The sequence below is a fragment of the Myxococcus sp. CA039A genome (genome assembly GCF_013336645.1).
Taxonomy (GTDB): domain Bacteria; phylum Myxococcota; class Myxococcia; order Myxococcales; family Myxococcaceae; genus Myxococcus; species Myxococcus llanfairpwllgwyngyllgogerychwyrndrobwllllantysiliogogogochensis.
In genome coordinates, this window is sequence record NZ_JABUMQ010000151.1 from 1 (window position 1) to 25,651 (window position 25,651).

At 69.3% G+C, this 25,651-nt stretch carries 15 protein-coding genes; 5 read left to right on the top strand and 10 right to left on the bottom strand.

The annotated features are described in order from the left end of the window. Positions 1-476 (bottom strand): di-heme oxidoredictase family protein (locus tag HR086_RS24410; protein WP_305794091.1); only part of this gene is annotated, 476 nt, incomplete at its 3' end. 95 nt (positions 477-571) lie between these two features. After that, on the bottom strand, positions 572-1,399 hold the full coding sequence (locus HR086_RS24415; RefSeq protein ID WP_141645222.1) for a hypothetical protein: 828 nt from the start codon (positions 1,397-1,399) through the stop codon (positions 572-574). A gap of 734 nt (positions 1,400-2,133) precedes the next feature. Here HR086_RS24415 and HR086_RS24420 point away from each other — a divergent pair. Next, complete coding sequence (locus HR086_RS24420) at positions 2,134-3,651, top strand: cytochrome c peroxidase (RefSeq protein ID WP_174463272.1); 1,518 nt, start codon at positions 2,134-2,136, stop codon at positions 3,649-3,651. 210 nt (positions 3,652-3,861) lie between these two features. Then, complete coding sequence (locus tag HR086_RS24425; RefSeq protein WP_174463271.1) at positions 3,862-5,661, top strand: hypothetical protein; 1,800 nt, start codon at positions 3,862-3,864, stop codon at positions 5,659-5,661. Between the two features lie 723 nt (positions 5,662-6,384). Here the strand turns inward: HR086_RS24425 and HR086_RS24430 are convergent. Genes HR086_RS24430 through HR086_RS24440 form a run of 3 tightly spaced genes read right to left on the bottom strand, consistent with a single transcriptional unit; the run spans position 6,385 to position 12,473 of the window. Continuing rightward, the gene (locus HR086_RS24430; protein WP_174466799.1) at positions 6,385-8,574 is read right to left on the bottom strand and encodes an ABC transporter ATP-binding protein; all 2,190 of its coding nucleotides are present in this window, start codon (positions 8,572-8,574) and stop codon (positions 6,385-6,387) included. Next, positions 8,571-11,270 (bottom strand): ATP-binding cassette domain-containing protein, encoded by a 2,700-nt coding sequence (locus HR086_RS24435; protein WP_174466800.1) that lies wholly within the window; start codon positions 11,268-11,270, stop codon positions 8,571-8,573. Before HR086_RS24435 ends, HR086_RS24430 begins: the two co-directional genes overlap by 4 nt. Positions 11,271-11,273: 3 nt before the next feature. Then, a complete protein-coding gene (locus HR086_RS24440; RefSeq protein ID WP_141645227.1) occupies positions 11,274-12,473 on the bottom strand; it encodes an HlyD family secretion protein in 1,200 nt (399 codons plus the stop codon). A 2,368-nt stretch (positions 12,474-14,841) separates the two neighbouring features. Here HR086_RS24440 and HR086_RS24445 point away from each other — a divergent pair. Next, positions 14,842-15,783, top strand: a complete 942-nt coding sequence (locus HR086_RS24445) for a hypothetical protein (RefSeq protein WP_174466801.1) — start codon at positions 14,842-14,844, stop codon at positions 15,781-15,783. 18 nt (positions 15,784-15,801) lie between these two features. On the opposite strand, the gene HR086_RS24450 is transcribed toward HR086_RS24445, so the two are convergent. From HR086_RS24450 to HR086_RS24465, 4 genes are all read right to left on the bottom strand, one after another. Further along, positions 15,802-17,547, bottom strand: a complete 1,746-nt coding sequence (locus tag HR086_RS24450) for a DUF6311 domain-containing protein (protein WP_254626461.1) — start codon at positions 17,545-17,547, stop codon at positions 15,802-15,804. A gap of 309 nt (positions 17,548-17,856) precedes the next feature. Continuing rightward, positions 17,857-19,113 carry a M12 family metallopeptidase gene (locus HR086_RS24455; RefSeq protein ID WP_174461646.1) on the bottom strand — a complete coding sequence of 419 codons (1,257 nt, stop codon included), beginning with the start codon at positions 19,111-19,113 and terminating at the stop codon, positions 17,857-17,859. A gap of 173 nt (positions 19,114-19,286) precedes the next feature. After that, positions 19,287-20,108: a mechanosensitive ion channel family protein gene (locus tag HR086_RS24460; protein WP_174458487.1), complete on the bottom strand. Its 822-nt coding sequence runs from the start codon at positions 20,106-20,108 to the stop codon at positions 19,287-19,289. Positions 20,109-20,329: 221 nt separating this feature from the next. Next, positions 20,330-21,226 (bottom strand): TIGR02266 family protein, encoded by an 897-nt coding sequence (locus tag HR086_RS24465; RefSeq protein ID WP_174458486.1) that lies wholly within the window; start codon positions 21,224-21,226, stop codon positions 20,330-20,332. Positions 21,227-21,339: 113 nt separating this feature from the next. On the opposite strand from HR086_RS24465, the gene HR086_RS24470 reads away from it, so the two are divergent. Next, positions 21,340-22,089 (top strand): 1-acyl-sn-glycerol-3-phosphate acyltransferase, encoded by a 750-nt coding sequence (locus tag HR086_RS24470; protein WP_174466802.1) that lies wholly within the window; start codon positions 21,340-21,342, stop codon positions 22,087-22,089. A 39-nt stretch (positions 22,090-22,128) separates the two neighbouring features. Further along, positions 22,129-23,802, top strand: a complete 1,674-nt coding sequence (locus HR086_RS24475) for an amidase (protein ID WP_174466803.1) — start codon at positions 22,129-22,131, stop codon at positions 23,800-23,802. A gap of 24 nt (positions 23,803-23,826) precedes the next feature. Here the strand turns inward: HR086_RS24475 and HR086_RS24480 are convergent, their stop codons facing one another. Continuing rightward, entirely contained in the window at positions 23,827-25,590 is a 1,764-nt protein-coding gene (locus HR086_RS24480; protein ID WP_174466804.1) for a HEAT repeat domain-containing protein, read from the bottom strand. Positions 25,591-25,651: the final 61 nt, after the last annotated feature.

The window sequence follows — 25,651 nt, forward strand, 5'->3', positions numbered from 1 at the left end:
CGCATCGGGTCCGCGCTGCGCTCCGCGCCGCGTCCCAGCGCCGAGCCTCGCGCGGACGGCCGGTGCCGCAACCCGGGGCCTCCCGCGCGGCCCAGGGGCAGGGAGACGTTGAGCAGCTTCGCGCGCCCGCGCCCATCCTTCACGTGGCACCCCATGCAGGAGTTGGAGCTGAAGAGGGGGCCCAGTCCGGGGCCATGGCCGGGGTCGCTCCAGTCGCGGTCGAAGACGCGCTTGCCCAGGTGGAACTCCGGCCAGCGCGCGCGGTCCATGTTCGGCGGAGAGCGACCGAAGGCATTGCGCCCCGCCTCCGTCACGGTGGCGGCGCCACCCGGCAGCTCCTCGCCCGGCTCCAGCGCGAGGGCCAACTGTCCCAGCACCAGGGGCGGGGGCAGGGGACGACGCCCCGCCTGCGCCCACACGGCGGTGAGCACCAGCGCTCCAAGAGGGATGCCCAACAGATACAGCCGCCGGCTCATCGAGGTGCCTCCAGGAACGCGGGAAACGACACGCCGGGCGGGATGCACGACTCCCGCCCGGCGTGGGGCCCGTGCGCGGGGCACGGGCGGGACGACTACTTCGCCGCCGGCTTGAAGGACTCGCTCAGGATGTTCATCCCCTGCGCGGTCGCCTTCACGTCGATGCCCGTGAAGCCGTTGTACGGGTAGTGCCCGTCCTCGATCTCCTCGATGAACTCCACGGAGTCACCGGTGAGCACCTTGCCGTCATCCAGCGCCACCGAGAAGGTGGAGCCGTTGGTGCGCAGGCGCCAGCCGCACGCGCCCACGTTGGCCGGAGCGGTGGGCTGCTCGCCGTTCTTCCCCCAGATGATGTCCAGCTCGAAGAAGTCGGCGTAGTACATCAGGAAGCGGATGAAGTCCCGCCAGTTGTTGAAGATGATCATCCGGTTGGCGGTGTTGGTGGACGAGCCCTGGAGCACGCCCTCGCGGTAGACGTTCATCCGGTAGTTGGAGCCGCCCGGCGCGCCACTGAACGTCGGGGTGATGAACGCGCTGTTCGCCTCACGGCCCGGCGTCACGCGCAGCGTGCTGACCACCTGGTCGCCCGAGCGCGCGTCCAGCTGCAGCACGCCCGAGGTGCTGCCGAACTTGATTTCCGTCGCCTGCGTCCAGCTGGCCGCCCGAGCGAAGCTGCTGGCGACACCGTCCGTCTTCACGCTGCGCAGACCGGTGACGGCCAGGCCCTGCTCCGTCGACGCCAGCTGCGCGTTACCCAGCGCGCAGCTGTTGATGCCGTCGAACCGCTGCGTGCACTTCGACTCCGCGCCGGCTTCCTGCGTGGCCACATCGCCGTCCGCCGCCGTGGGCTCTTCGCCCTGACAACCCGACATGACGCTCAGGAGCGCCGCTGCGAACAAACGGCCCATCATCTTCAGCTGCATGGAATTACCTACCTCTTCAATAGGGGGAGGATCTGCACCGCCAGGAGAGTGCTGCATCCGGTGCCGGCCCAGCCCGAATGCTCCATGTGGCGGCGAGCCATCCCCTTGCACCCCGCAGGCCAGCGCTCACCGGCATGTTTCACCTCCTCTGTATCAGTGAGGAATTGAGCCTCCAGGGCGTCGTGGCTGTAGCGTGTGTTGTTACAGCCTCGCGTTGAATGTATCGCGCCCTGCTACACGCCATTCGCCGAGCGTGACATTGACCCGTTCCATGCGTGTGGTGCGCGCAGACGCTGTCTGGGTATGGGGGCGATTCCGATTCCAAGAATCATTGTCAAAATGTTGGAAACCGCGAATCTGGACAGGTTGCGTCATCCTGTTTAGCGAGTCCTTCCTGTCAGGTCATTTATACGAGCGAAGCAGGAGTAACTCTGCTTTTACGCTGAGACTGGAAGGTGCGCCCTGGGTCGAGGCCGCCTGGACAGGAATAATGCGGAACCGGTATAAAACCATTCGTCAGACTGGTGACACTGGTGATTCCGCCAACCTCATACAAGTCATGACGCTCTGAGAAGGGGGCATTCCCTATGGCTCGTTCGTCGTTGTCCCGCGGTGTGCGTCTTTTCAATCGCGGCCTTTTCTCGTCGGCTCTGGCGGTATCGTTGTCGGCATGTGAGCCGGCGGCTCAGGTCGAGCCTCTCAATCCCACTCCCGCGGAGACGGAGGAGCTGGGGGTGGACCCGAAGGCGCTGCTGGACAGCATGGCGGTGTTCTCGCTGCGTCCATTGGCCCATGAGCCGGTGCCGCAGCCGGTGGGCAGCCGCATCATCAACAAGGCCGCCGCCATCCGTCTGGGCAAGGTCTTCTTCTGGGATATCCAGACGAGCGGCGACGGCCAGACGGCCTGTGCGAGCTGCCATTTCGCCGGTGGCGCGGATGACCGTCGCATCAATACCGTGCACCCCGGCTTCGACAACGTCTTCGACAGCATCGCGGGTCCCGGCGAGACGTTCACGCTCGCGAAGATCACCAGCGATGACCGCATCGGCTCGCAGGGCCCGCTGCGCGCGCTGTTCCTGAATCTGGATCCGGACCCCACCGTCGCCGCGGACTCCTGTCTGGTGCTGCCCGCCGAGCCGTTCAACGAGCACCGGCTGGTGGGCCCGCGTCACAGCCCGTCCGTCCTCGGCTCGGGCTTCTACCGCAACCAGTTCTGGGGCGGCGAAGCCAACGCGACCTTCAACGGGGTGAACATCTGGGGCTTCACCGAAAACAACACCCAGGGCTTCCTCCTGCGCATCGAGAACGCGTCGCTCGCGTCCCAGGCCACCGGCCCCGTGACGAACTTCTCCGAGCAGTCGTGCTCTGGTCGCCAGCTGCTCGGTCCGGGCAGCCTGGGCGCCAAGCTGGCCGTGCGCCAGCCGCTGCGGCACCAGCGCGTCTCCACCTCCGACAGCGTGCTGGGCACGCTGGCCAACCCCACGGGCCCGGGCCTCATCTGCAACGGCGCGCCGTGCACCTATGACCAGCTCATCCGCGAGGCCTTCGGCGACGCGCTGGCCAACATCTCCGTCAACGTCTTCTCGCTCATCTGGGGCGAGGCGCTCCAGGCCTACCAGGCCACGCTCATCCCGGACCAGACGCCCTTCGACAGCTTCCTGTCGGGCAACCTGAACGCGCTCACCCCCAAGCAGCTCAAGGGCCTCAACGTCTTCGTGGGCAAGGGCGAGTGCATCAACTGCCACACCGGCGCCATGCTGTCCGACGCGACGATGAGCTGGTACGAAATCGCCGGTCCCCTCAACCGCGACGGCGGCGACACGGGCTTCCACAACATCGGCGTGCGTCCCACGGACGACGACCTGGCTCGCGGTGACCTGGGCATCTTCGGCGGCGAGCCCAACTCCGTCAGCCTGTCTCCGTTCGACATGGGCGCGTTCAAGACGCCCACCCTGCGCAACGTCGGCCTGACGGCGCCGTACTTCCACAACGGCGGCTACCCCACGCTCGACGACGTGGTCGACTTCTATGCCCGCGGCGGTGACTTCAACAACCCGGAGAAGTCGCTCGACATCAAGCCGCGCACCTTCAGCGCGAGCGACCGCTCCGCGCTGGTGGACTTCCTCTCCAACGCGCTGACCGACTGCCGCGTGTACACGTACCGCGCGCCGTTCGACCACCCGGAGCTGCCGTTCCCGAACCGCGAGACGCTGCCCGTCACCGGCCGCGGCGGTCGGGGCGCCTGCCGCTAGGCTCGGTTTCGCTTGCGATGAGAGTGAGCCACCCAGGGGGGCTTCAGGCCCCTGGGTGGCTTTGCCCTTTTTGCGCGGGATGTCAGGGCCAGCGCGAGAATGGGTGGAGTCTCGGCTCCCGGGGCTTGCTTGATGCTCCGGGGACCTCGTGGAAGAGTTCCTGACCTTCGCGTCAGGTCTGAACAACAGGTTTCTCCCAGGAGTTGTCGCATGAGTCAGGAAGCCGTGCCCATCGACCCGCATGAGACGCTGTATCTGCCCATGCGGCGCCGCTTCATGAGTGAGTACGTCCAGACACCCGAGGGCACGAACGAGCTGCGCATCTATTACGGGCTCAAGGAGATCTCCATCGAGGAGGCGGACCTGCACTCCTTCGGGGAGAACCTGCTCAAGCAAGACCAGTTCATGGCGGCGATGGCCACGCGCTGGAGCAACGGCGAACCCTATGCCTGGGAGCGCGTGAAGGAGCTGCTCGAGCAGCTGCTCGCGGAGAACATCCTGTCGCGCGAGGCGCCGAAGCTTTCGCCGGAGACGGACTACCACAAGATGGTGATGGCGTCGGAGGCGCGGCGGCCCGCGCCCTCGGAGCCCATGTGGTGGAACCCCGACACGGAAGGGGTGCTGCAGCAGCTGGTGGGCCGGCCGATGGAGTTCGGCTTCCTGGAGGCGATGCTGCCCGTGCACCGCGCGGCGCACGCGGCGCTGGATGCCGAGGGGCGGCACATCGGCGAGAACAACGTCTTCCCGGACTCCATGCGCATGCGGATGGAGACCGAGTGGCGGATGTGTCCGTACCCGGGCAGCCGCTTCAAGGACGACGCGCTGATGAACGTGACGGCGCTGAAGTCCATGTCCAAACACTGGAAGCCCACGCTCCAGGCGCTGCTCATCCTGCGCGAGGCGTTCCTGAAGCGCTATCCGCTGCTGGCAGATGGGCAGTGGCGCCTCGGTGACCTGCATGCCTTCAGCTGCGCGGTGCTGGCGGTGCCGTCGCTGATGCTCCTGCGCGGCAAGGACCCCATCCCCAACGGGACGTTGGACCCGGTGCTGTCGTCGGTGTTCCGCGTCACCGACGGCGTGCGCATGGTGAGCATCTACCTGATGTTCCTGCCCGAGCAGCCCATGCCGTACGAGACGCCCATCAACCCGGCGTCGCTGCTGCACCTGACGGAGCGCGACAACCACTTCCTGTCCACCCGTGGCGTGTGCGCGGGCCCTCCACACATGGTCGACGAGTTCTTCGCGACGATGCTGGATGGCAAGCCCATGGCGGGTGAGCCCCTGCCGGAGCCGACGTGGCTCGCGGAGATTCCCGCCGCCATCGACTACGGCCTGCGCGGCCTGCAGCTCTACTCGCTCCAGTTCACCCTGTGGGCCCACATGTGCCACACCTACGAGCGCATTCGTGACGCGGTGCTGCAGGCCGAAGGGCCGGCGGACAGCGGCTGGGGCCGGCTGCGTCAACGCATCGAGAAGGACTGGAAGGTCATCCTGCCAACCCGACAGAACACGTCGGTCCAGCGCGAGTGGGCCAAGGCCCGCTACGTGGAGATGTATGACCGCGCGCAGCGCGGCCTGCGCGGCTTCAGCGAGGAGAAGCTCCAGAACATCAGCGACGTCTTCTCCCCGCCGAAGGACGCCGTGCACGCCCAGGCGGCGGAGGAGCTGCGCAAGCTGTTCCGCGAGCGTGCCCCCGTGCCCGAGGGCGCGCGCCCCGAGCTCATCGACGCGGTGGCCGAGGCGCTGGCCGACTACCTCACCATCGAACGCTCCGCGCTGGGCACGCTGGAGACCGTGCAGCGCGAGGTGAACGCGCTGCTGCAACGCCAGCACCCGGACCGGCCCTTCACCAACCTGGACCTGTCCATCCACCACCGGCTGCGGTTCGCCACCATCGGCGTGCTGCCCTACCTGCTGGATGTCTTCCGCGAAGAGCTGGGCGTGGGCATCGAAAGCCACGTGGCGGACGTCAAAATCACGCCGGGGGCGCCCTCCGCCGCTGCTGCTTGAATTGACGCAATGTTTCACTCCCAGGCCTGGCTGCATCAGCCTGTGTTTCAGGCCTGGGAAGCTTGACTGACCTGTTTCACCGACTTATATCGGTGAGCGCCAATTACGGCGGTTTTCATGACTGTCGTGGATGGTGTCGCTGTCCCGAAAACCAGGAGCGAGCACATGCAGATCAAGACCAAGGTTCGTGGCGGTCCCCGTGGCTGTGGTGGCACCGTCGTCGTCAAGGCTGTCTGAGTCGTGCCGTAGTCTGAAGTCGGAACCTCTGACCAGGAGCAAGACCATGCAGATCAAGACCAAGGTTCGTGGCGGTCCCCGTGCCTGCGGCGGCGTCATCACCGTCTGAGTCGTGCCTGTCGTCTGCTGTCTCAACCTCTGACCAGGAGCAAGCACATGCAGATCAAGACCAAGGTTCGTGGCGGTCCCCGTGCGTGCGGCGGCGTCATCACCGTCTGAGTCGTGCCTGTCGTCTGCAGTCGGAACCTCTCACCCAGGAGCTCACCATGCAGATCAAGACCAAGGTTCGTGGCGGTCCCCGCGCCTGTGGCGGCGTCATTGCGGTCTGAGTCGTGTTGTCGCTGAAGCGGTAGCAGTCGCGGCGACGACGTGCCGGAGTCACGGCACGCGTTTGACTCACGTTTGATGGCTTGTCCTTCGGTCGTCGGCAGGCGGAGCTTCCGCCTGCTGGCGACCGTTGTTGTTTTTCAGGGTGCGGCCTTCCCGTCACGGGTGGGCGATGACGATGAGCGTGGGCGCGCGAGCGTTGACGCAGTTCATCACCTTGCGCATCGTCACCGGGTCCAGCGCGCCGAACGCCTCGTCCAACACGACGACCTGAACGCGCTGAAGCAGGGCGCGCGCGACGAAGATGCGGCTCTGCTCGCCGTGGGAGAGCTGCCAGCCGCGCTCGCCCACCATCTGCAGGATTCCCGCGGGCATGCGCTGCAGCAGGTCGCCCAGCCCCAGCTCCTCGCACAGCTCCCGCGCCAGCTTCATGTCGTCCTGCGTGTGCGGCCAGGCGCGGCCCAGCAGCAGGTTCATGGCCAGCGTGCCGGAGACGACGTGATTCTCATGGAACTGGGGTGCGCCGGCGATCTGCGCGCCCCAGCCGTCCGACGTCCACGTCGACATGTCCAGGCCGCGCAGCAGCACCACGCCGGAGCCCTGGCGCCGCAGGCCCGTGAGGATGGAGGCGAGGGTGGACTTGCCCGAGCCGGAAGGCCCTTCCAGGAGCACGCGCTCACCGGGGCGGATGGACAGCGAAGCCCCCTCCAGCACCGCGCGCGGCGAGGCCGGGTGCTTGAAGTACACGTCGCGCACCTCGAGCAGCGCCTGGTTCCTGGACGGCGCCTCGCTGGAGGTGAGCGGCGCCACCTGGGGCACGCCATCTTCATCCTCCTTCGTCGCGCCCACGGCGCGGGCGAGCCGGGCCGCTTCCAGCATGGGGCGCACGCCGTCGAACAGCACGCGCGAGCCGATGAGCGCCAGCGCGCCCACCGTCATGGACGTCACCGCGCGGGCACCCAGCAGCGCCGCGCCCACGCCCACCGCGATGGTCGCCGTGGAGCTTCCCGCCAGCACGCCCGGGAGCGTGGCGATGATGGCCACCGGAAGGATGCCCCGGCGCGCGAGCGTCATGATGCGCGCGGTGCCCGCGTCCCAGCGCTCGGCGGCGTCCGAGTAGCGCGCCAGCTCCTGGTCCTCCTCCTCGTGCCAGCGCGACGGCTGCTCCTGCGCCAGCCGGGTGCGGTGGCCGAGCATCCGCTCGATGAGCGCGTGCGTCATCACCACGCGCGCCTCCGTCCAGCCCCGGAAGAGCACGGCCTGCCGGGCGACGAGCACCCCCAGCACCGCGCAGCAGGCCGCCAACGCCCCCAGCCCGAGCCAGCCCGCCGGACCCGACAGCGTCACGCTGGCCGCCAGCGTCAGGTCCACCACCGCGAGCATGCTGGTGAAGCTGCCCGCGAGCACCATCTGCTCCATGCCCGCGCTTTCGAACGTCCGCCCCACGTACTCGCCAATGCCTCCGCGGCGCGCCTCGTCCACGGGCAGCGAGAGCGCTCCCGCCAGCAGCCGTCGGCGCAGCAGCGCGGAGAGGTCCAGCGCCAGCGTGCCTTGCGTCCACGCCAGCGCGGCCTGCAGCGGCACCGCAGTCAAGCCCATCAGCGCCCAGGCCCAGAGCCAGCCCTGGTCCAGCTGGCCCTCGAAGGCGCCCCGGCCAATCAGCCACCAGGCCGCGAGCACGCAGACCTGGATGAGCACCGCCAGCAGCAGCACCAGCATCAGCCGGGGGGCCGCAGACAGCGCCTTCAGGTGGTGGATGAGCCGGGCGCCGGGGGGCAGGCGCAGGGTGCGCGCGGCGACCAGGTGGGTGTTGGCCAACTGCGCGCCCATCAGCGCGCGGCGAGCCAGGGTTCGTTGCGGCTCGCGCAGCGCGGTCCCCGCGAGCACCCGGTCCACGGTGTCCACCTGCTGGAACTCGACGAGCGCCTGCACGGCTGCGGTCAGCTCGGATACGGGCACGTCGCGGACCGTCTCGTCGGGGGCGAGCACGCGCGCCGTCCTCCCGGACGGGGACACGCGCAGGAGCGCGACGACCTGCACGCCTCCGTCACCGACGACGTCCAGCAGGGCAGGGGCGGCGCGCTGGATGGCCTTCTCCACCTCGCCGTGGCGCGTGTAGAGCAGGTCCAGCTCCAGCCCCTGGGACTGGGCCACCGCGTCCAGCCACTCGCCCAGCCGGTTCGGGTCTTCCGGCAATCCACCCACCACCCGTCCGGAGGTGCGCGGCAGCGGCAGCCCCGCCCGGAGCGCGAGCCCCTCCAGCGCCTCCGCGGCCCGCCTCGGCTGCCACGCCAGGCCCGAAAGCGGCCCGGCCGCCCTCGGCTTCAGCTCGTTCGCCAGGGTCGTCACGCCGCCCCCTCCCGCATCGGCTTCGTGTCTTCCGCGGGGTGCTCGCTGAGCAGCCCGTGGTCCAGCACCATCCGCCGCCACCCCCCGTGGCCCGTCAGGTCACGGCGCATCTGCTCCTCCTCGTCGAGCAGCGAGCGGTACACGGAGTCCTCGCGCTGGGCGAGCCGCTTCGGGTTGTCGTCCTCCACCAGCTGGCCGCCCTTGATGACGAGGACGCGGTCGAACGTCAGCGTCTCCGCGATGTCATGCATGATGCACAGCAGCGTGGCGCCGGAGAGCTCGGCGCGTGAGCGCTCCAGCAGCGCCGCGCGCCTGTCCCGCTCCAGTCCCCGGAACGGCTCGTCGAAGATGGCCAGCCGCACCCCGGGACGCAGCAGCGCCCGCCCCAGGCGCACCCGCTGCCCCTGACCGCCGGACAGCAGGCTGCCTCCCTCGCCCAGCCGCGTCTGCAGGCCGAGGGGGAGCTTGTCGAGGAACTCGATGAGGTCCGCCGAGCGCAGCGCCTGCCCCACGCGCGGCAACACGTCCGTCGCCTCCACGCCGTAGGCCAGGTTGTCGACGAGGGACTTGTTCCACAGCGTCACCTCCGGCTCCACCCAGGCCGTCTGCCGCCTCAGCCGGGCGAGCACCTGTCCCGCAAGCGGCGCGCCATCCACCTCCACGCTCCCCGACGACGGCCGGTGCCAGCCCAGCAGGATGCCCACGAGCGAGGACTTGCCGGCGCCCGAGGGACCGACGATGGCCACGTGCTCTCCGGGGCGCACCGCCATGTCGATGCCCTGCAGCACGGTGAAGCCCGCGGCCTTGACCTCCACCTGCTTGAGCGTGAAGCCCACGCCACCCGTCTCGGCCCGGGCGTCCACGTCGGCGGCCGTCTCCAGCCCCGCGCCCACCTCATCGGGCGTGAGGAGCGGCTCCATCATCCGCGCGGTGAGCGACGAGGCGGCCGGGTACTGGCGCAGCGCGTCCGCCAGCTGCTTGCCCAGGGTGGCCAGGGCGAGCGCCCAGTAGACGAGCAGCAGCACTGCGCCAGGCTGAATCCCCTGGGACACGGCATGCAGGACGATGGCCACCGAGCCGCCCGTGGCGACCATGGTGGCGAGCGTGTCGGTGAGGATGCCGCGGCTGAGCAGCGTGCGCGCGGCGCGGACGAACTCGTGCAGCGGCTCCTCATGGGCACGCCGCAGCGTCAGCTCCGCGCGGTGGGCCCGCAGCGCCACCGCCCCGCGCATGGCATCCAGGTAGAAGCGCGACAGCACGCCGTCGAAGTCGCGCATCCGCCGGTCCGCCTCCAGCAGCGAGCGCTGGGCGAGCAGGGGGACGGCGAGCGCCAGTCCACCGCCGATGATGATGAGCGGGGCGCTGCCGGGGGCCAGCCACGTCAGGCCGGCCAGCGTGACGAGCATCTCCGCGGAGGCGCGCAGCACGCCCACCGCCATGGTCGGCACGGAGCGCACCTGGTGGATGCCGTGGCAGCGCTGCGCCATGTCGGAGACCAGCCGGCTCTTGAAGTAGCGGTCTCCCAGGCGGGGTATCTTGTCGAGGAACGCCAGCCGCAGGCGCAGCTCCAGCCGCCGGCCCAGCCGCAGGGTCCCCAGCGACAGCGGGAACTCCAGCGAGAAGATCATGCCCATCAGCGCCAGCAGCGTCACGATGCCCGCCAGCCGCTGCTCCTGGGTGGTGAGGTAGCGCCCAGCGTCGATGATGCCGCGCAGGAGCAGGGCCTCCAGGAAGCCGCCCACCGCGGCCGTCAGGGCGATGGCCGCGAGGACCGAGGGCGCCAGCACGCCGTCCCGCCGCATCAGCGCCACCAGCTCCCGCAGGGGCCGGGTGGGAGGCTCCTTCAGGGCCGCCAGGAGCTCCGCGGACAGCGGCGGCTCTCCCTCGGCGCGCTCCGTGCGCAGCCCCCGGGCCAGGATGGCCACCACGCCGCGCAGCGTGACTTCCTCCGCGTCGGGAGGGCCCACCGCCGTCCAGTAGGAGGCGGGGATGACCTGCTCGGCCCGCCCCTCCGCGAGCGCGGCGCGCACCTCGCGCAGCAGCTGCTCCAGGAAGCGCTCGGAGGACTCGCCCCGCTCGACGCCGCCCCCGTCCACCAGCGTCTGCACCAGCCGCGTCGCCGCGTCCAGGCAGGCCACGCTCTTCCACGTCTCGTCCGCGAGCGCCTCCGCGAGCAGCCGCTCCGCGAGCGGCTTGTCGGCCAGCGCGCCCAGCCGCAGGCGCATGCCCGCGAGGAACTCCTCCGTGCTGGCCCACGCGCGGAAGCCCTCGGCGGGGACGGGCAGGGCGTGGACGTAGAGCCGCTCCATCAGCTCCGTCACGGACACCCAGCGCCGTCCCAGCGCGGGGTCCATGATCTGCACCATGTTGCCCCACCGCCGCCAGATGACGATGAAGTGCAGGTTGCTGTCCGCCAGGCGCACCACCGCGAGCGCGGGCAGCGCCTTCGTCTCCGGCATGAGCACCTGGTCCAGGGGCAGGACGACCTGGACGGCGTCCATGCCCAGCTTGCCGGCCAGCTCCTCCAGCACGTCGATGGACGTCCCGTCGATGTCCGTCTGGCAGGCCTCGCGCAGACGGCCGTAGCTGACGGGGAGGTTGAAGCCGTCGAAGAGGGCCTTGAGGGCCGCCGGACCGCAGTCCATGGCGGACGTCTGGATGACTTCGGGAATGAGCAGTCGTCGTGTGCCCGCCATGACTCAGCCCCCTCCCCGCGACATCTCCAGCTCCCGGGGCGTGCGCGGCGGCAGTGGCCGTGCCCGCGCGGGCGCCTCCATGCCCCGTCCCAGCGCCCGCAGCACCAGCCGCAGGGGCGTGGCCTCCTCCACGGCGATGTCCACGGTGCCCGGCAGGCCATGCTCCAGGGGAATGCCCACCGGCATCTCGTCCACGGACAGCTCCGCGCGCACCATCCCGTCGCGGGCCTCGCTCGCCACCGCGACCACCGTGGCCTGCACCATGCCGAACTCCGTCCAGGAGAAGCCCTCCAGCTTCATCCGGGCCCGCTGTCCGGCGCGCACGCGGCCCAGGGCCGTGGCGGGGGACAGCTGCGCGACGATGCGCACGTCACCGCCCGCGACGACGGTGGCGATGCGGTCTCCGGCTCGCACCTGCGCGCCCACTCGCACCGAACTCGTCTCCCCGAGGATGCCGTCCGCGGGCGCCTTCACCACCCGGCGCTCCAGCTCGTCGCGCAGCCGCTCCACGGAGGCTCGCGCCACGTTCTCCCCGGACTCGAGCTCCGCGATTTCCCGCCGCAGCGCCGCGACGCGGATGCGCCGCTCGGTGGTCTGCATGGTGCCGTCCATCTTCACGCGCGCGAGCCCCGCGCGAGAGGCCTGCTCCACCGCCTGCGCCCGCTCCAGCTCCGTGCGCACCCGGTTCCACTCCGACTCGCTCACCAGCTGCCGCGTCCAGAGCTGCTCGGTGCTCGTCTTCTCCTCCAGTGCCCGGCGGGCCAGCGCCTCGGCCTCGGCGAGCCGGGCGCGGGCCTCGTCCACGCCCGCCGCGCCGCGCTCCTGCTGGGCCACCAGCGCGCTCTGCTCCGCGTCCAGCTCCGCGCGCGCCGCCACCAGCTGCGGCCCCACGCCCTGCAGCAGGGCCTCCGCCTCCGCGAGCAGCCGCGCCTCCTGCTCATGCGCCAGCTCGAAGAGCACCTCGCCCGCGGTCACCTGACGGTGCAGCTCCACCCGCGTCTTCACCAGCCGCCCCTCCACCGGGGCGTCGACGGCGTAGACCTCCCGGTGGACCTCCAGCCGCGCCTGCACGCTGGGCTCGTACACGGTGATGCGCGCCCGGACGAACCAGCCGCCCCACACGGCGAACAGCCCCACCGGCAACAACCAGAGCGCCGAGCGCCCTCGTCCCCGCACCAGCGCGCGCATGGTGCGCGGGAACATTCCTTCACCAACTCGCATGGATGAAGCCTACCTCATCGCCGTTGTCCGACCGACTCCCCGCATTCTCGCCCAATGGACTGACGCCGCACCGGCACCGTGGACTCGGGGGACTGGCTCCGGGGGCGCGGGATGCGGTGTCTTCACGCCGCGCATGCGCTGCCTGTCCGGCTCGGGGGCCAGGGCCGTGACCGCACGGGCATCCCCCAGTCAAGGGTTGTCCAAGCGAATCCTATTTATTGGAGCGGGCTCGCTTGTGCGTGAAAACATGTTTTAAAGGTATTGCGACGCATGGCGCGATGCGGTCTCCACGTAGATGGAACCGTGAGCAGGGCTTCGCGCGTCTCACGGCGCGGCGCGCGCCAGCATGGATGCGAGAGGCAGACCTGGTGGATTTCAGGACCCTGGGTCATTCTCGCGTTTTGGTAAATTGGGCGAAATATCCAAGTCTGCGGATTTAAAAGGGATGACGGGTTTTTCTGTTGAAGGCTTGACTCCCATTTTCCATCGATTTTTAATGATTCTACTCAGGGTGTGTATGGGCTCGCCCCTCGCCACCCGGAACTTCGCTGTCCTCCATCAGGGAGTAGACATCATGAAGATCAAGACCAAGGTTCGTGGCGGCCCCCGGAGCTGCGGCGCCAATGGCACTGACCACTGGTTGCGTACGACGCGCTGACGCAGGCCCCGTGGTCTTCACCTGGGCTGTATTTGCCCGGATGTGGCTCGGATTCGTCAGCGGGAAGCGCATCGTCCGCCGGCGATTTCCACTGCAGCGCCACGCGTCATGTATTTTCGTGTTTCGCGAAGTTTGAGATTGGTTGTAGCGCCAGAAGTTACAATGACTTTCTCCGCAATCTTTACGGCATGGCTTGACTGACCGATTACGCCCGTCTTTAATGATTCCAGTTCCGGCGCGAATCTGGTGTCTCGAAGCGAAGGCAATGGCGAGCGAGGCACGGCGTAGGTTCCAGGTGGTCTGGGAATAGCGAGACGGGCGGCAGGTTGAGGGGATGGTCGAGCCCGCGAGCGCGACGAGAATCAGGTGGCGGCGTTTAGACAGCGAGTGTCTCAACGGCTCGGATGTCAGAGGGGTGTGCTTGATTGTTCTGCTCGCTGGAAGGAGCAAGCACATGCAGATCAAGACCAAGGTTCGTGGCGGTCCCCGTGGTTGTGGTGGCGGCACGGTCGTTCTCCCGACTCGTCCCGGCACCCAGATTCCGTAGTTGTCTCTGCCTTTCCCACTCTCCAGGTTGTCTGGAGCAACGCAGTACTCTCACCAGGAGCACATCATGCAGATCAAGACCAAGGTTCGTGGCGGTCCCCGTGGTTGCGGCGGTTCCCTGCCCGTGGTGACCGGCACGGTTCGTACGCAGATCCCGTAGTCGTCGCTGGCGGTCGCCAGACGATTCCGGCTGTACCTTCCTCAAGATCTCTCACCAGGAGCACACATCATGCAGATCAAGACCAAGGTTCGTGGCGGTCCTCGTGGTTGCGGCGGTGGCGGTCAGATCCCCGTGCTGAGCACCGACGTGCTGGCGTAGTCGTTCACTCCACCCGTTTCACTCGGAGAATATCCATGCAGATCAAGACCAAGGTTCGTGGCGGTCCCCGTGGTTGCGGCGGTGGCATCTCGACCCCCGTGCTGAGCACCCGTCTCCCGTAGTCGTTCAGTCCACCCGTTTCACCCGGAGAATATCCATGCAGATCAAGACCAAGGTTCGTGGCGGTCCCCGTGGTTGCGGTGGTGGCGGTACGATCCCCGTGCTGAGCTCCGACGTGCTGGCGTAGTCGTTCAGTCCACCCGTTTCACCCGGAGAATACCCATGCAGATCAAGACCAAGGTTCGTGGCGGTCCCCGTGGTTGCGGTGGTGGCGGTACGATCCCCGTGTTGACCGACGTGCTGGCGTAGTCGTTCAGTCCACCCGTTTCACCCGGAGAATACCCATGCAGATCAAGACCAAGGTTCGTGGCGGTCCCCGTGGTTGCGGTGGTGGCGGTACGATCCCCGGCCCCGTGCTCAGCACGGACGTGCTGGCGTAGTTCCTGGAGTCGACTGGCTTTGCCGGTTGACCTCGGCGGTATCTGTTCCTTCAACTCAGTCCTCACCAGGAGCACATCATGCAGATCAAGACCAAGGTTCGTGGCGGTCCCCGTGGCTGTGGCGGTTCTCTTCCCTTCCCCACGCCTGTGTTGACCACGACGGACGTGCTGACGCAGGTTCCGTAGTTTTTCGTCGGGCGCCTCGGTGCCCGTATAAGACGTAAGTCGCCAGCGGGTGGTGGACCACCCGCTGGCGACTGTCATTGCGGGCAAAGACAGCCTCCCGGGCGCCACCTCTCCGGAGTGAACTCGCGCTAGGCTGGAGGGATGTCACTCCATGTCCAGAGCTATGCCTGGCAGGCCGCGATTGTCGGCAACGCCCGTCTCGGAGGTCTGGAGCTCCGGGCGCTGATGCTCGAGGACCCGTACGCCGGGGTCTTCCGCGGGGCGCCGGACAAACCCTTCCGAGGTTTCCAGGTGGAGGGAGGCTTCGAGCCGTCCTTCTATGCCTGGTTGGACTCGATGAAGGCGCGGGGGCTCGTCGCCATCCGTTCGGTCGAGGCCCTGGACCCGGCCGACTGGGTCCTCACCACGCCTCCGCCTCCGCTCCCCAGGATGCCGGAGCTGGTGCTCGTGTTTCCGGACCGGGACGTCTGGTACCAGCACGTCTTCCCGTGGCCAGGGCCCGACGGCAAGGCGAAGACTCCCGACGAGTGCTTCAGGGAGGTTCCGGAGTCGCGCTCCTCGGCCGTCCCGTCCGTGGAGGACGCGGAGCGGGAGCTGCTCGCGGCCACCCGGGCCTATGTCGACTTCGTCGGGGCGCGGGCCCGGGCGGATGACACGACGGAGGTGTTCCATGCGGAGATGGGGCGCACCGCGCTGGCGCGACTCCTGGATACGGAAGCCCAGTTCCGCGAGCGGCTGGTGGCGCTGCGGGACGAGCGGCTGCGGGAGTACCGGCGCCGCGCCAAGGACTGGTACCCGGTGAAGCCGGTGACGAAGGCGATGCGCCCGCTCATCCTGGAGAACGCGGCGAAGAACCTCCAGCTCGACGACTACCTGCGCATCATGGAAGCAGCGGGGCTGTCCTGGCGGGCCGTCCGGCTGGCCTGCGCGGCCGAAAACCTGCATCCCCTCAACATGCGCCACGAGCGCACGTCCGAGGAGCAACTGCCGCCCTTCGTCAATGCGCCGGGCTATGTGGCCGTCGGCGAGCGGTTCGACCGGGCGGCGAGGGACGCGCGCAATGCCGCGGTGAACGCGCGGTAGCTTCCGGGCCGGGACGTCTCAGCGGGGCGTGTCCACCGAGGTGCCCGTGGGGGAGGGCGCGGAGCGGGAGAGGGCTTCGCGAAAGCGCCCCTCACGCTGGGCCACGCAGACCTGGAAGCCCTCCACGGTGCCGCAGGTGACGGCGTCACCCAGTCGCCGGAAGGACTCCAGCCGGGCCGGGTCGACGATGTAGAGCGTGTCCGGAGAGAGTCGCCCCGCCGAGACGTCGGCCAGGAGCGCCTCGCAGACCTCGGAGACGCGCGCCTCGCTGAGCCGGGCTGGATAGCCGCTGTTGGTCGTCAGGCCCTGCCTGTACGCCAGGTCCCCGAAGCTCACGTAGTCGCGCTCCACGAAGGCGCTCTTGATGCAGGGCGTCTCCGAGAGGTGGACGTACGGGGGGACGAGGACGAGGTGTCGATAGGACGCGTCCACCAGGGCCCACTCGGGGGCCTTGAGGCGGGGCCAGGGCGTGACGGCGAAGTGGTTGCGCGTCCAGAGCTCGGCCGTGTCCAGGGACTGGAGCAGCACCGCGCCCAGCAGCAGGCCCGTGGCCACCGCGGGCCGCTGGCGCCAGCGCCACAGCGTGAGCGCGAGCAGCCCCGTCAGCACCGCGTAGTGCAAGGGCCAGATGAAGCGGCCGGAGGCCCGGAAGGGACTGAGCAGCGGCAGCAGCGGGGACACGGCCTTGCGCAGCGACAGCACCGTCACGCCCGCCACCGTCAGCACCGACGAGAGCGCCAGCACCGCGAGCAGCAGCAGCACGACGACGAGCGGAGCGTGGGTGCGCAGGCGCTCGCGCACCTGGGCGCCCACGCCCTGGGGCTTCCAGAGGGCCGCCGCCGCGAGGGCGAGCACGCCGGTGCCCAGGTAGCCGAACCCCTCATACTGTCCACGGCCGGTGGGCAGGCCCGGCAGCACGCGGGACCAGTCCATGGGGTTGACCAGGGTGAGCAGGTCGGAGCTGAAGTAGCCGAAGCCGGCCGAGCCCGAGCGCACGCCCTGGCCCACGTAGCCAAAGGCGACGAACAGCGCCGCCGGCACCAGGCAGAGCCCGGCCAGCGCCAGGGCCGCCGCGCGCCGCGACAGGTGGTGCTCGCGCCACGTCACGGTGGCCAGCAGGGACAGGGTGAGGGCGAAGACCATCACCTCCAGGTACGGATGGATGCCCGAAGCGAGCGTGTTGAGCAGCAGCGCCCACCCCAGCGCCTTCCACGCGTCGCGAGTGCTCGCGCGCGGGCGCAGGTGCACCCAGAGCATGCCGGTGAGCAGCCATTGCGCGCACAGCGTGTCGTGCCCCGTCCGGTACAGCAGCACGGGCGCGAGGACGAACAGGGCGCCCCCGAGGACGCGCTGGACGGGGCTCGGCGTGAAGAGGCCCGTCAGCCGCGCGCCCAGCCAGCCCTGGAGCATGAAGCACAGGGCGAGCCACGGGCCGATGAACTGGAAGTCCCGGGGCAGCCAGTGCGCGAAGGGCTTGAGCGCGAGCGACACCCAGGGATTCGAGTCGGAGAAGGCCACCGACATGGGCAGCGGGCGCAGGAGGCCCGGCGTGCTGCCCAAGGGAAAGCCCCAGGGCGCGTCGCGGAAGTGCATCCAGCCGAGCGCGTGCTGCGCGAAGTCGCCCCCCAGCCAGTCCAGGTCGGTGGGGTCCAGCGTGGGCCCACCGCCCACCGCCAGGTACCAGAGCAGACCGAACACCGCCGCGAGGAGCGGAGCCACCCAGGTCCAGCGGCCCTCCACGCCCGAGCCCAGGTCCGCGCTCAAGCGAGGGCTCCACTCGGGAGGAGGGGAGGCGGGGCCGTCGTGTCGAGGGACGTCGAGGCCGGGCTGCGAGTCGCGGTCATCACCACCTGCGGGGCTCCTGGACTGTCCTGGTGTCTCGCTCCCCGGCAACCCGGGGGACAGGAGGGCGAGCCATATCGTCAGTCGAGCGTCGTCGCCAGCCCCGGGGCTTCAGGCCCTGTCAGCCCGGGGTGGAGGACGGCGTGGCGGGCCGCGCCTCGCCCCCGTGGACCGCGAGCACGGGAGCGAGCGCTGGCTCCGCGCGCTTCCGCGGAAGCGCGGGCAGGGGGCTCACCACAGCATGATGGCGGACTCGCCCGCGCGCTCCTCGTAGTAGAGCCGCAGGCGGACCACGTACTCGCGTCCCCGGAACAGCTTCAGCTTGAGGGCCGCGTTGGTGCCCAGGCCGCTGTCGTCGTCACCGGCGAGGAAGCGCAGCCCCGTGCCGCTCTTCTCGAAGAGCACCATGACGGTGTCGGAGACGCCGAACGTGCGCAGCTCGTACGTGCGGGTCTCCTGGGGCGTGAAGGTGAAGTTGCGCTGCTGTCCGGGCTTGAGCTGCAGTCGCACGGACTGGAACGGCTGCAGCGCGGTGTAGTCCTGCTCGGTGAGGGGCGGGTACATCGTCCGGGCCCAGGCCTTGTCCTGGTCCGACAGCCCGCCCTTCGGGGTGAGGCCGTTGCGGAAGTACTCGATGGGCTCCTTGATGAGCCCGGGCTGGAAGGGGTACTCCATGACGGAGTCCGGGTCCCAGGTGGAGCCCTCCACCGAGCTCGCGACCAGCTTGCGGATGATGTTGTGGAACGTCGTCTCGCGGCTCCAGCTGTTGGGGGGCCGGGCCAGCGCGGCGTAGACGGCCTCCTCGTCCCAGATGATGCCCGCGTGGGGGTTCTGGTGCTCGTGCGGGAAGCCGAGCGTGTGGCCGATTTCGTGGATGGCCGTGTCGATTTCGCGCGGGTGCTCCGTGAGGTCCCAGCCGAAGTTCATCGTCCGCTCGTCCTGCCCCTGGGCGAGGATGTCCCTGCCCACGTAGGACCAGGCGCCGTCGTCGCGCATGAAGCCGATGCGCACCTCGGCCTCGTCGCGTGAGGCCACCTCCTGGAACTTCAGGCCGAGGCCCACCTGCGTCCACCGCTCGAAGGCCGCGCGCACGACGTCCTTCTCGGTGTCCGTGGTCGTCCATGGCACGAAGCGCGTGGTGCCGTTGGCCAGCCGCACCTCCTCGCCATCCGTGGCCTTGTCGAAGAAGTAGTAGTGGAGGACCGTGCCGTTGGCCCACTTCTGCTCGTTCATGCGGATGAGGCGAAGTCGGCGCGCGTTCAAGTCCGGAGGCAGTGGCCGCTCCGGGACTTGCGGCAGTGCGCAGTAGGCATAGCCGAGCGCCTTCGTGGTTTCGCTCGTCGTGGCGCGGCCTGTCTTTCCCGCCGTCCTCGCGCGAGGCGCCGCCTTGCGGCCCCGGCGAGTCGTGGGCTCGGGTGCCGCCGCGCGGGGTTTCGAGCGCCCCCTGCCTCGCGCCCCGCCCGCGTTCTGTTTGAGTTTGTCCGTCATGGTGACTCTCCCCTGGCGGTGGATGCTCCGCCCGTCAGAGAGAGTCCCGAGGTGTTTCGTGTGACGGCGCGAGGACTGGGAGGGACGCGGCCAGCGCTCGGCGCCGGCCTCGCCCGGGCAGGGAGAGACCAGCGACGTGAAGCGGCCCGGGAGGCGTGCTCCCGGGCAGTCTCTCAGCTCGCCTTGGCGAGCACCTCGTTGGAGACCTGCGGCGGAACGACATAGCCGGCGGCCATGAGAATCTCCGAGGCGGCCATCGCGACGCGGGCTTGCACGGCGCTGGCCTGGGGCTGCTTGCAGTACACGCCGATGCCCAACACGGGACCCAGCACGCTGAACTCCGCCACCTCGACGCTGGGCGCGGGTTTGGCCTGGACATCCGGCACCAGCGCCACGCGCTCCTCGAGGGCCCGCATCAGTCCGCGGACGTCACCGCCGTGCATCATCGGAACCTTCACGACAAGCTTGCGGTGGGGGTGGTGGCTGTAGTTGACGATGTTGTCGCCGAAGAGCCGGTTGTTGCCGACGGAGATGCGCAGGTTGTCGGACGTGTCGATGGTGGTGGCGAACAGGCCAATCTCCTGCACCACGCCTGTCGCCCCCGCGGCGGAGATTTCGTCTCCCACGCGGAACGGACGCAGCACGAGCAGGAAGATGCCCGCCGCGAAGTTGGAGAGCAGGCCGGACCAGGCCGTGCCGATGGCGATGCCCGCGGCGGCCAGCAGCGCGGCGAACGACGTGGTCTCGAACCCCATCATCCCCAGGATGCCGAGCAGCAGCAGGATGGTGAGGGAGCCTGCGAACAGCGATTCGATGTACCGGATGAGCGTGGCGTCGAACTGACGCTTCTGCAGGGTGATGTTCAGCACGCGCCGGAAGGTGTTGATGACGGCGCGACCCACGAACCACAGCACCAGGGCCCCGACTGCCTTGAGCAGGAAGGGGAAGGCCTCTGCGAGTGCCAGGGTTTTCAACTGCTCGATAATGGCGTCCATGACGTTCCTGAAGCGGCGGAGAGTCCACGTCCGTGGCGCGCCAGCTTCGCGGGTGCGCATGTGCAGGGGACGGGCCAGCAGTGGGGCTGCCGGTAAGCCCCCGGATGCAAAGCACTTTCACGCCCGCCGAGGCAATCGCCCCTGGGTCTGAGCCGCCCATGGACGCGTCAGCCTCCCCTCGTTGACGTGTCAGCGGGGGCCCTCCGTCAGGAGTGGGGCCCTCAAGAGGGCTTCGTGGCCGTGAGCAGCTTCTCCACCGCGAGCAGCACCGAAGCGGCGGTGGCGGGGTGCTTCACGAAGGCGGCGGGGCTGAGGTTCGACAGCCGGCCCATCAACGAGTCGGGCCCGCTCACGTTGACCAGGATGGTGCGTGAGCCCGGCCGGCCCGCGGTGCTGAGCACGTCGAGCGCGGAGCCGGTGTCGACGACGATGATGGGCGCGGGCCTGTCGCTGTCCGTCACGACGCGCAGTCCCTTCTGGTGGAACAGCTCGGTGACGAGCGTCATCAGCCGCGCGTCCGACAGGCGCACCAGGATGGGGACTCGCGTATCCAGCTCCACGGCGGTGGCCGCCTGGGGCGCGGGGCCCTTGCCCAACTCCCGCACGTCCGTCTTCAGCAGGCCCATCACGTCCGTCTTCAGCACGCTGCGCACGCGCTGGAGCAGCGAGGCATCCTGCGTGAGGAAGGACTTCAGCCGGCGCTCGGCCTCGGGCGGCAGTTGGGTGAAGGCCACGCCCATGCCGTCCTCGCGGGACCAGACCACCTGTCCCTCGGCGCGCAGGGTCTGGGAGGCGTCAGGCAGGGTGATGCGCAGCTCCAGGGTGCTGCCCACCGGCAGCGCGCGCGGGGTGCGGATGGCCAGCCCTCCGGTGCCGATGTTCTTGCTGTACGCGCGCACCACGTCGTCCTGCGTGGCGAACGTCAGCTCCAGCACCGCGTCCGCTCGCGCGGGGCGCGGGGGAAGGGGACTGCCCTCGGGTGGCAGCGCGCCCAGCTCCAGGAGCACGTCGCGCAAGAGCTCCAGTCGTTGCTCGTCGTCGGGGCCGAGCGGTCGGGTTCGTTGTCGCTCGAGCAGCGCCTTGTACTCCTCAAGCGCGTTGACGCGTGGACTTCCCATGGAGCCCCCCTGCCTGCCTGGACTTCCGTGCAGCCTGCCATGTCCCCGCGGAGGCGCGCGAGAGGTCCGCTTCCACCCTGTCGTGATGGATACACCCTGGTATAGCGGGCCGCATGGACGTTCCCTGTGCGCTCCCTCCCCGCCCGGGTCTGCTGTCGAGCCTGCTGCGCTGGAGCGCGGCCTGCGCGGCGATACCTCCGCTGCTGACGCCCGCGCTGTTGCTGGGCCCGGTGAGCCAGGGGGTGTCCGACGCACTCATGCGCGCCTGGTGCCTCTGGGCGCGGCGGGTCTTCGGCGTGGACGTGGAGGTGGTGGACCACAACGGGGGCCGGTACGACGCCGCCGCGTACGTCTTCCTGCAGTTGAATCAGACGAGCCTGAGCGAGACGTTCGTGACCCCCCCGGCGCTGCCGCGACCCGCGCTCATCTTCATGAACCTGGGGTTCGCGGTGCTGCCCTTCGCGGGGTGGGTGCCGCTGTCGCAGGGCTCCACGGTGGTGGTGCGGCAGTGGCATGCGCAGGCGCGGCGCGCGGTGGACCGGGCCACGGAGGCGCTGCGGCGGGGGGCCAGCTACTACATGTCCATCGAGGGACTGCGCAGCCCCGACGGTGCGCTGGGGCCCTACAAGAAGGGCGCGGCGGTGCTCGCGATTCGCTCCGGGGCGACCATCGTCCCCATGGTGTTCCATGGGGCGCGCGCGGTGCTTCCCGTCGGCGAATGGCGGGTGCGCCCGGGCCGGGTGCGCGTCGAATTGCTGCCCGCGATGGAGACGCGGGGCCTGCGTTACGAGGACCGGGATGCGCTCCTCCAACGGCTGCGTGAGCTCGCGGAGGCTCACGGGCTGGGACGGCCGCCGGGGTGAAGTCCCACGCCGGGGCCGGCCCCGAGTAGGCTCGGCGTCATGTCCTACCAACGCAACCCGGTGAAGGCGCCCCGCGTGTCGGGGTTCGCGCTCAAGGCGTTCGTCAACACCCTGGAGAGTGGGGTCGGCGCTCCCGTGCTGGAGAAGCTGGTGCGGGACAGTGGCATCACCCAGTGGCGCGAGCTGCCCGCGGGTGACGCACCTCCGCTCCAGTTCCCGCTGCCGCCCGGCGCCCCCGCGACGGAAGTCCAGTCCCCGCAGGAGCAGGCCGCGCGTGCCATCGCCGCGCAGGCCGTGACGCCGGAGCGCGAGACGGTGGGCTCGTACGCGCGCGCCTACCGGGAGGGGGGCGTGGACCCTGTCGCCGTGGCGCGGCGGTTGAACGAGGCCATCGACCGGCTGGAGCGGGGCGAGGCGCGGATGGGCTTGTTCATCGCGCGCAAGCCCGACGAGGTGCTCCGCGCCGCCGAGGCGTCCGCCGAGCGCCTGCGCGCTGGACGCCCGCTGAGCGTGCTGGACGGTGTGCCCGTGGTGCTCAAGGACGAAGTGGACCTGGCGGGTTTCCCCACGACGTTGGGGACGCGATTCCGCAACCAGGTGGCCTCGGCGGACTCGACGGTGGCCGCGCGCCTGCGGGCCGCGGGCGCGCTCATCCTGGGCAAGGCCAACATGAATGAGATTGGCATCAACCCCATCGGGTTGAATCCGCACCACGGTGCCGCGCGCAACCCGTGGAACCGGGCGCACATCACCGGGGGCAGCTCCAGTGGCTCGGCCGCCGTCGTGGCCGCGGGCCTGTGTCCGCTGAGCATTGGCGCGGATGGCGGTGGCTCCATCCGGATTCCGGCGGCGCTGTGCGGCATCGTCGGGCTCAAGGCCACCTGGGGCCGCATCCCGGAGACGGGCGTGCCGCCGCTGTGCTGGAACGTGGGCCACGTCGGGCCCATGGGACTCACCGTCGACGACGTCGCCGCGATGTATGCGCTGCTGGCGGGGCCGGATGGCAAGGACCTGGTCTCGCAGACGCAGCCGCCGCATCACCTGTCCGGTTACGAGCGCGCGGATTTGATGGGGGTGCGGTTGGGCATCTGCTGGCCCTACTTCGAGGATGCCTCACCGGACGTGGTGGCGCGCTGCAAGGACGCGGTGCGCGCCCTCACCGACGCGGGCGCGACGGTGGTGGAGATTCCCGCGCCTGACTTGAACACGGTGCTGTGGACGCATAGCTGCATCATCCTGAGCGAGATGGCGGAGTCGATGCTTCCGCACTCGCGTGCCAATGCCGCGGACTTCGGGCTCGACTCCCGCACCAACCTGGCCATCGGCCGGCACTTCCGCGCCACGGACCTGATTCATGCGCTGCGCCACCGCCACCGGCTGACGCGAGACTTGTTGGCCGTCATGGCGGACGTGGACGTCATCGTCACGCCGTCGACAGCCACCACCGCGCCGCTCATTCCGGAGGCGACGTTGCCGGATGGCGAGTCGAACCTTCCCGTGGTGGATGCGCTGATGCGCTTCGTGCGCGAGGGCAACCTGACGGGCTTCCCCGCGCTGTCAGTCCCGGCCGGCTTCGACCGCGCGGGCCTGCCGGTGGGTGTCCAGCTCATGGGGCGCCCGTATGAGGAGCACCTGCTCCTGCGCCTGGGCCGCGTGGTGGAGCGCGCCACGGCGGCGCGGACTCCCGCCATCCACGTCACGGCCTTGCGCTGACCTGGCGCGCGGTGTGCGCGCGTGTCACGGCGCGGAGGGCTTCACGGGCCTGGCGCGCCGACTCTCCCGGGTGGACATCTCCAGGGTGCCGTCGGGTGTGACGATGACGTCGCCGCCCGCGCAGGAGATGAACAGCCGGCCGTCTTCCATCGTCCCGGCGACCTTGGGCGAGCCGGGCAGCGCCCTCCAGGGCTCGGCGACATAGGAGTCACCCTTGGGGACGATCCGGTACAGCATTCCGCGATGACTGGAGAGGTGGGCCAGTCCCGTGACGGCGACGAGGGTGTCGCCGATGCGGTGGATGGACCGCGTGTTCTCCTTCAGCAGCACTGTGGTGGCTCGCTTCGCGCTCCGGTGGACCAGCTCGCCTCCCCACTCTCCCCGGTTGGTGCCTAGCAGGTGCCCGTTCGCGACGCGCAAGCCACAGCCCGGCTCCGCCTGGAAGTTCTGGACGCGCCAACCCTTCTCGGCCCGGGTGCGCACCTGCATGGGGTACTTCAGCGGCTTGAGGTCCTTCTCGGAGAGTTCGTCGCTCCCCGGGACGAAGGGCGGCTCGACCGGGTTGGGCGTGTCGTCGACCGAGAACCGATAGTGGAGGAACTCCGAGGGAAAGTGCGGATCCTCGGTGTACGTGGCCTCGCCCCGGATGACCTTGATGGCCTGGAGCGCTCCCTTGCGCACGAAGGGATACCAGTGCTCCTTCGCGACGCGCTCGAGCGGCCCCACGGCTTTCTGGGCCTTGAACTTTCCGAGGGCCTCGACCGAGACGATGACCATCCGCCAGTCCTTCTCGTCGTTGAGCTGGGCGATGAGCAGGTCGGTTGCGTCCGTGTACTGGAGGTAGCCCATGGCATGGACCGCCGCGACGCGTATCTCCCAGTTCTCGTGGGTCAGCAGCTCGACGAGTGCACCGCCGGCTCCGCGCCCGTCCTGACGCAGCTTCGCGAGGTCTCGCAGCAACGGGATGGTGGGCTCGACGCGCAGCTGTTGGGCGAAGAGCGCCGCGGTCAGCTCGGGGCGGATGCTGATGAGTGCCAGGTCGATGTCACGCTTCAACCGGGGCGTCTTCTCACGAAACTGCTCGAGCCTGTCGGCGGCGGGCTGGGCGAGAAAGCCGATGCATCCCAGCAGTCGTATCGCGTGGACCTGGTTCTTGGGATGGGTCTTCTCCTCCGCCATCACGGCGAGGAGCGGCTCGATGGCGGGGCTCGCCTTGTCCTTCATTTCACGCAGCAGCTCGCAGGCGACGTCAACGTACGCGGGTTTCCGGGGCTTGGGAGCGCGCAGTGACTCCGTGAGCGCGAGGGCTCCCTTGCCGCCCGCCGTTTCCAGGGCGCCCGTGAGCTGGTTGTATCTCGAGGGGTATTCATCGAGGGCCTCCGTGAGGAAGGCCAGGGCTCGAGGCGTTCCGATGTGGCCGATGGCCCGCTCGACCCACGGCGTGCCCTGACGCTGCGCCTCGATGAGCGGCTCCAGATGCTGCTCGGTGAGCCCCTCGATGTCGCCCAGGGTGTAGCCCGCGAGCACGCGCACGCCCACCTTGTCGCTGTCGAGCATGGCGAGCAGCGGGGGAATGGCGGCCGCGCCATGGGCCTGAATGGCCGTCGCCAGGGCTTGTCGTTCCTTCTGGATTCCCGAATCTTCTACTTCGTCGTCCGTTTTCGAATCGTCATGCGCGACGTCCTGGAAGCGATCCAGGAGGTCCGTGAGCGGCTCGCGAGCGTCGGGCGTCGGCGCGGAGCCCAGGGCCAGGGTGGTGGTGAAGGCGATGATGAGGGCGAAGCTCAATTCCAGGCCTCCGGGACGCGCGGATGGGTGGACAGCCTACACCTGTGCCGTGACACACGAC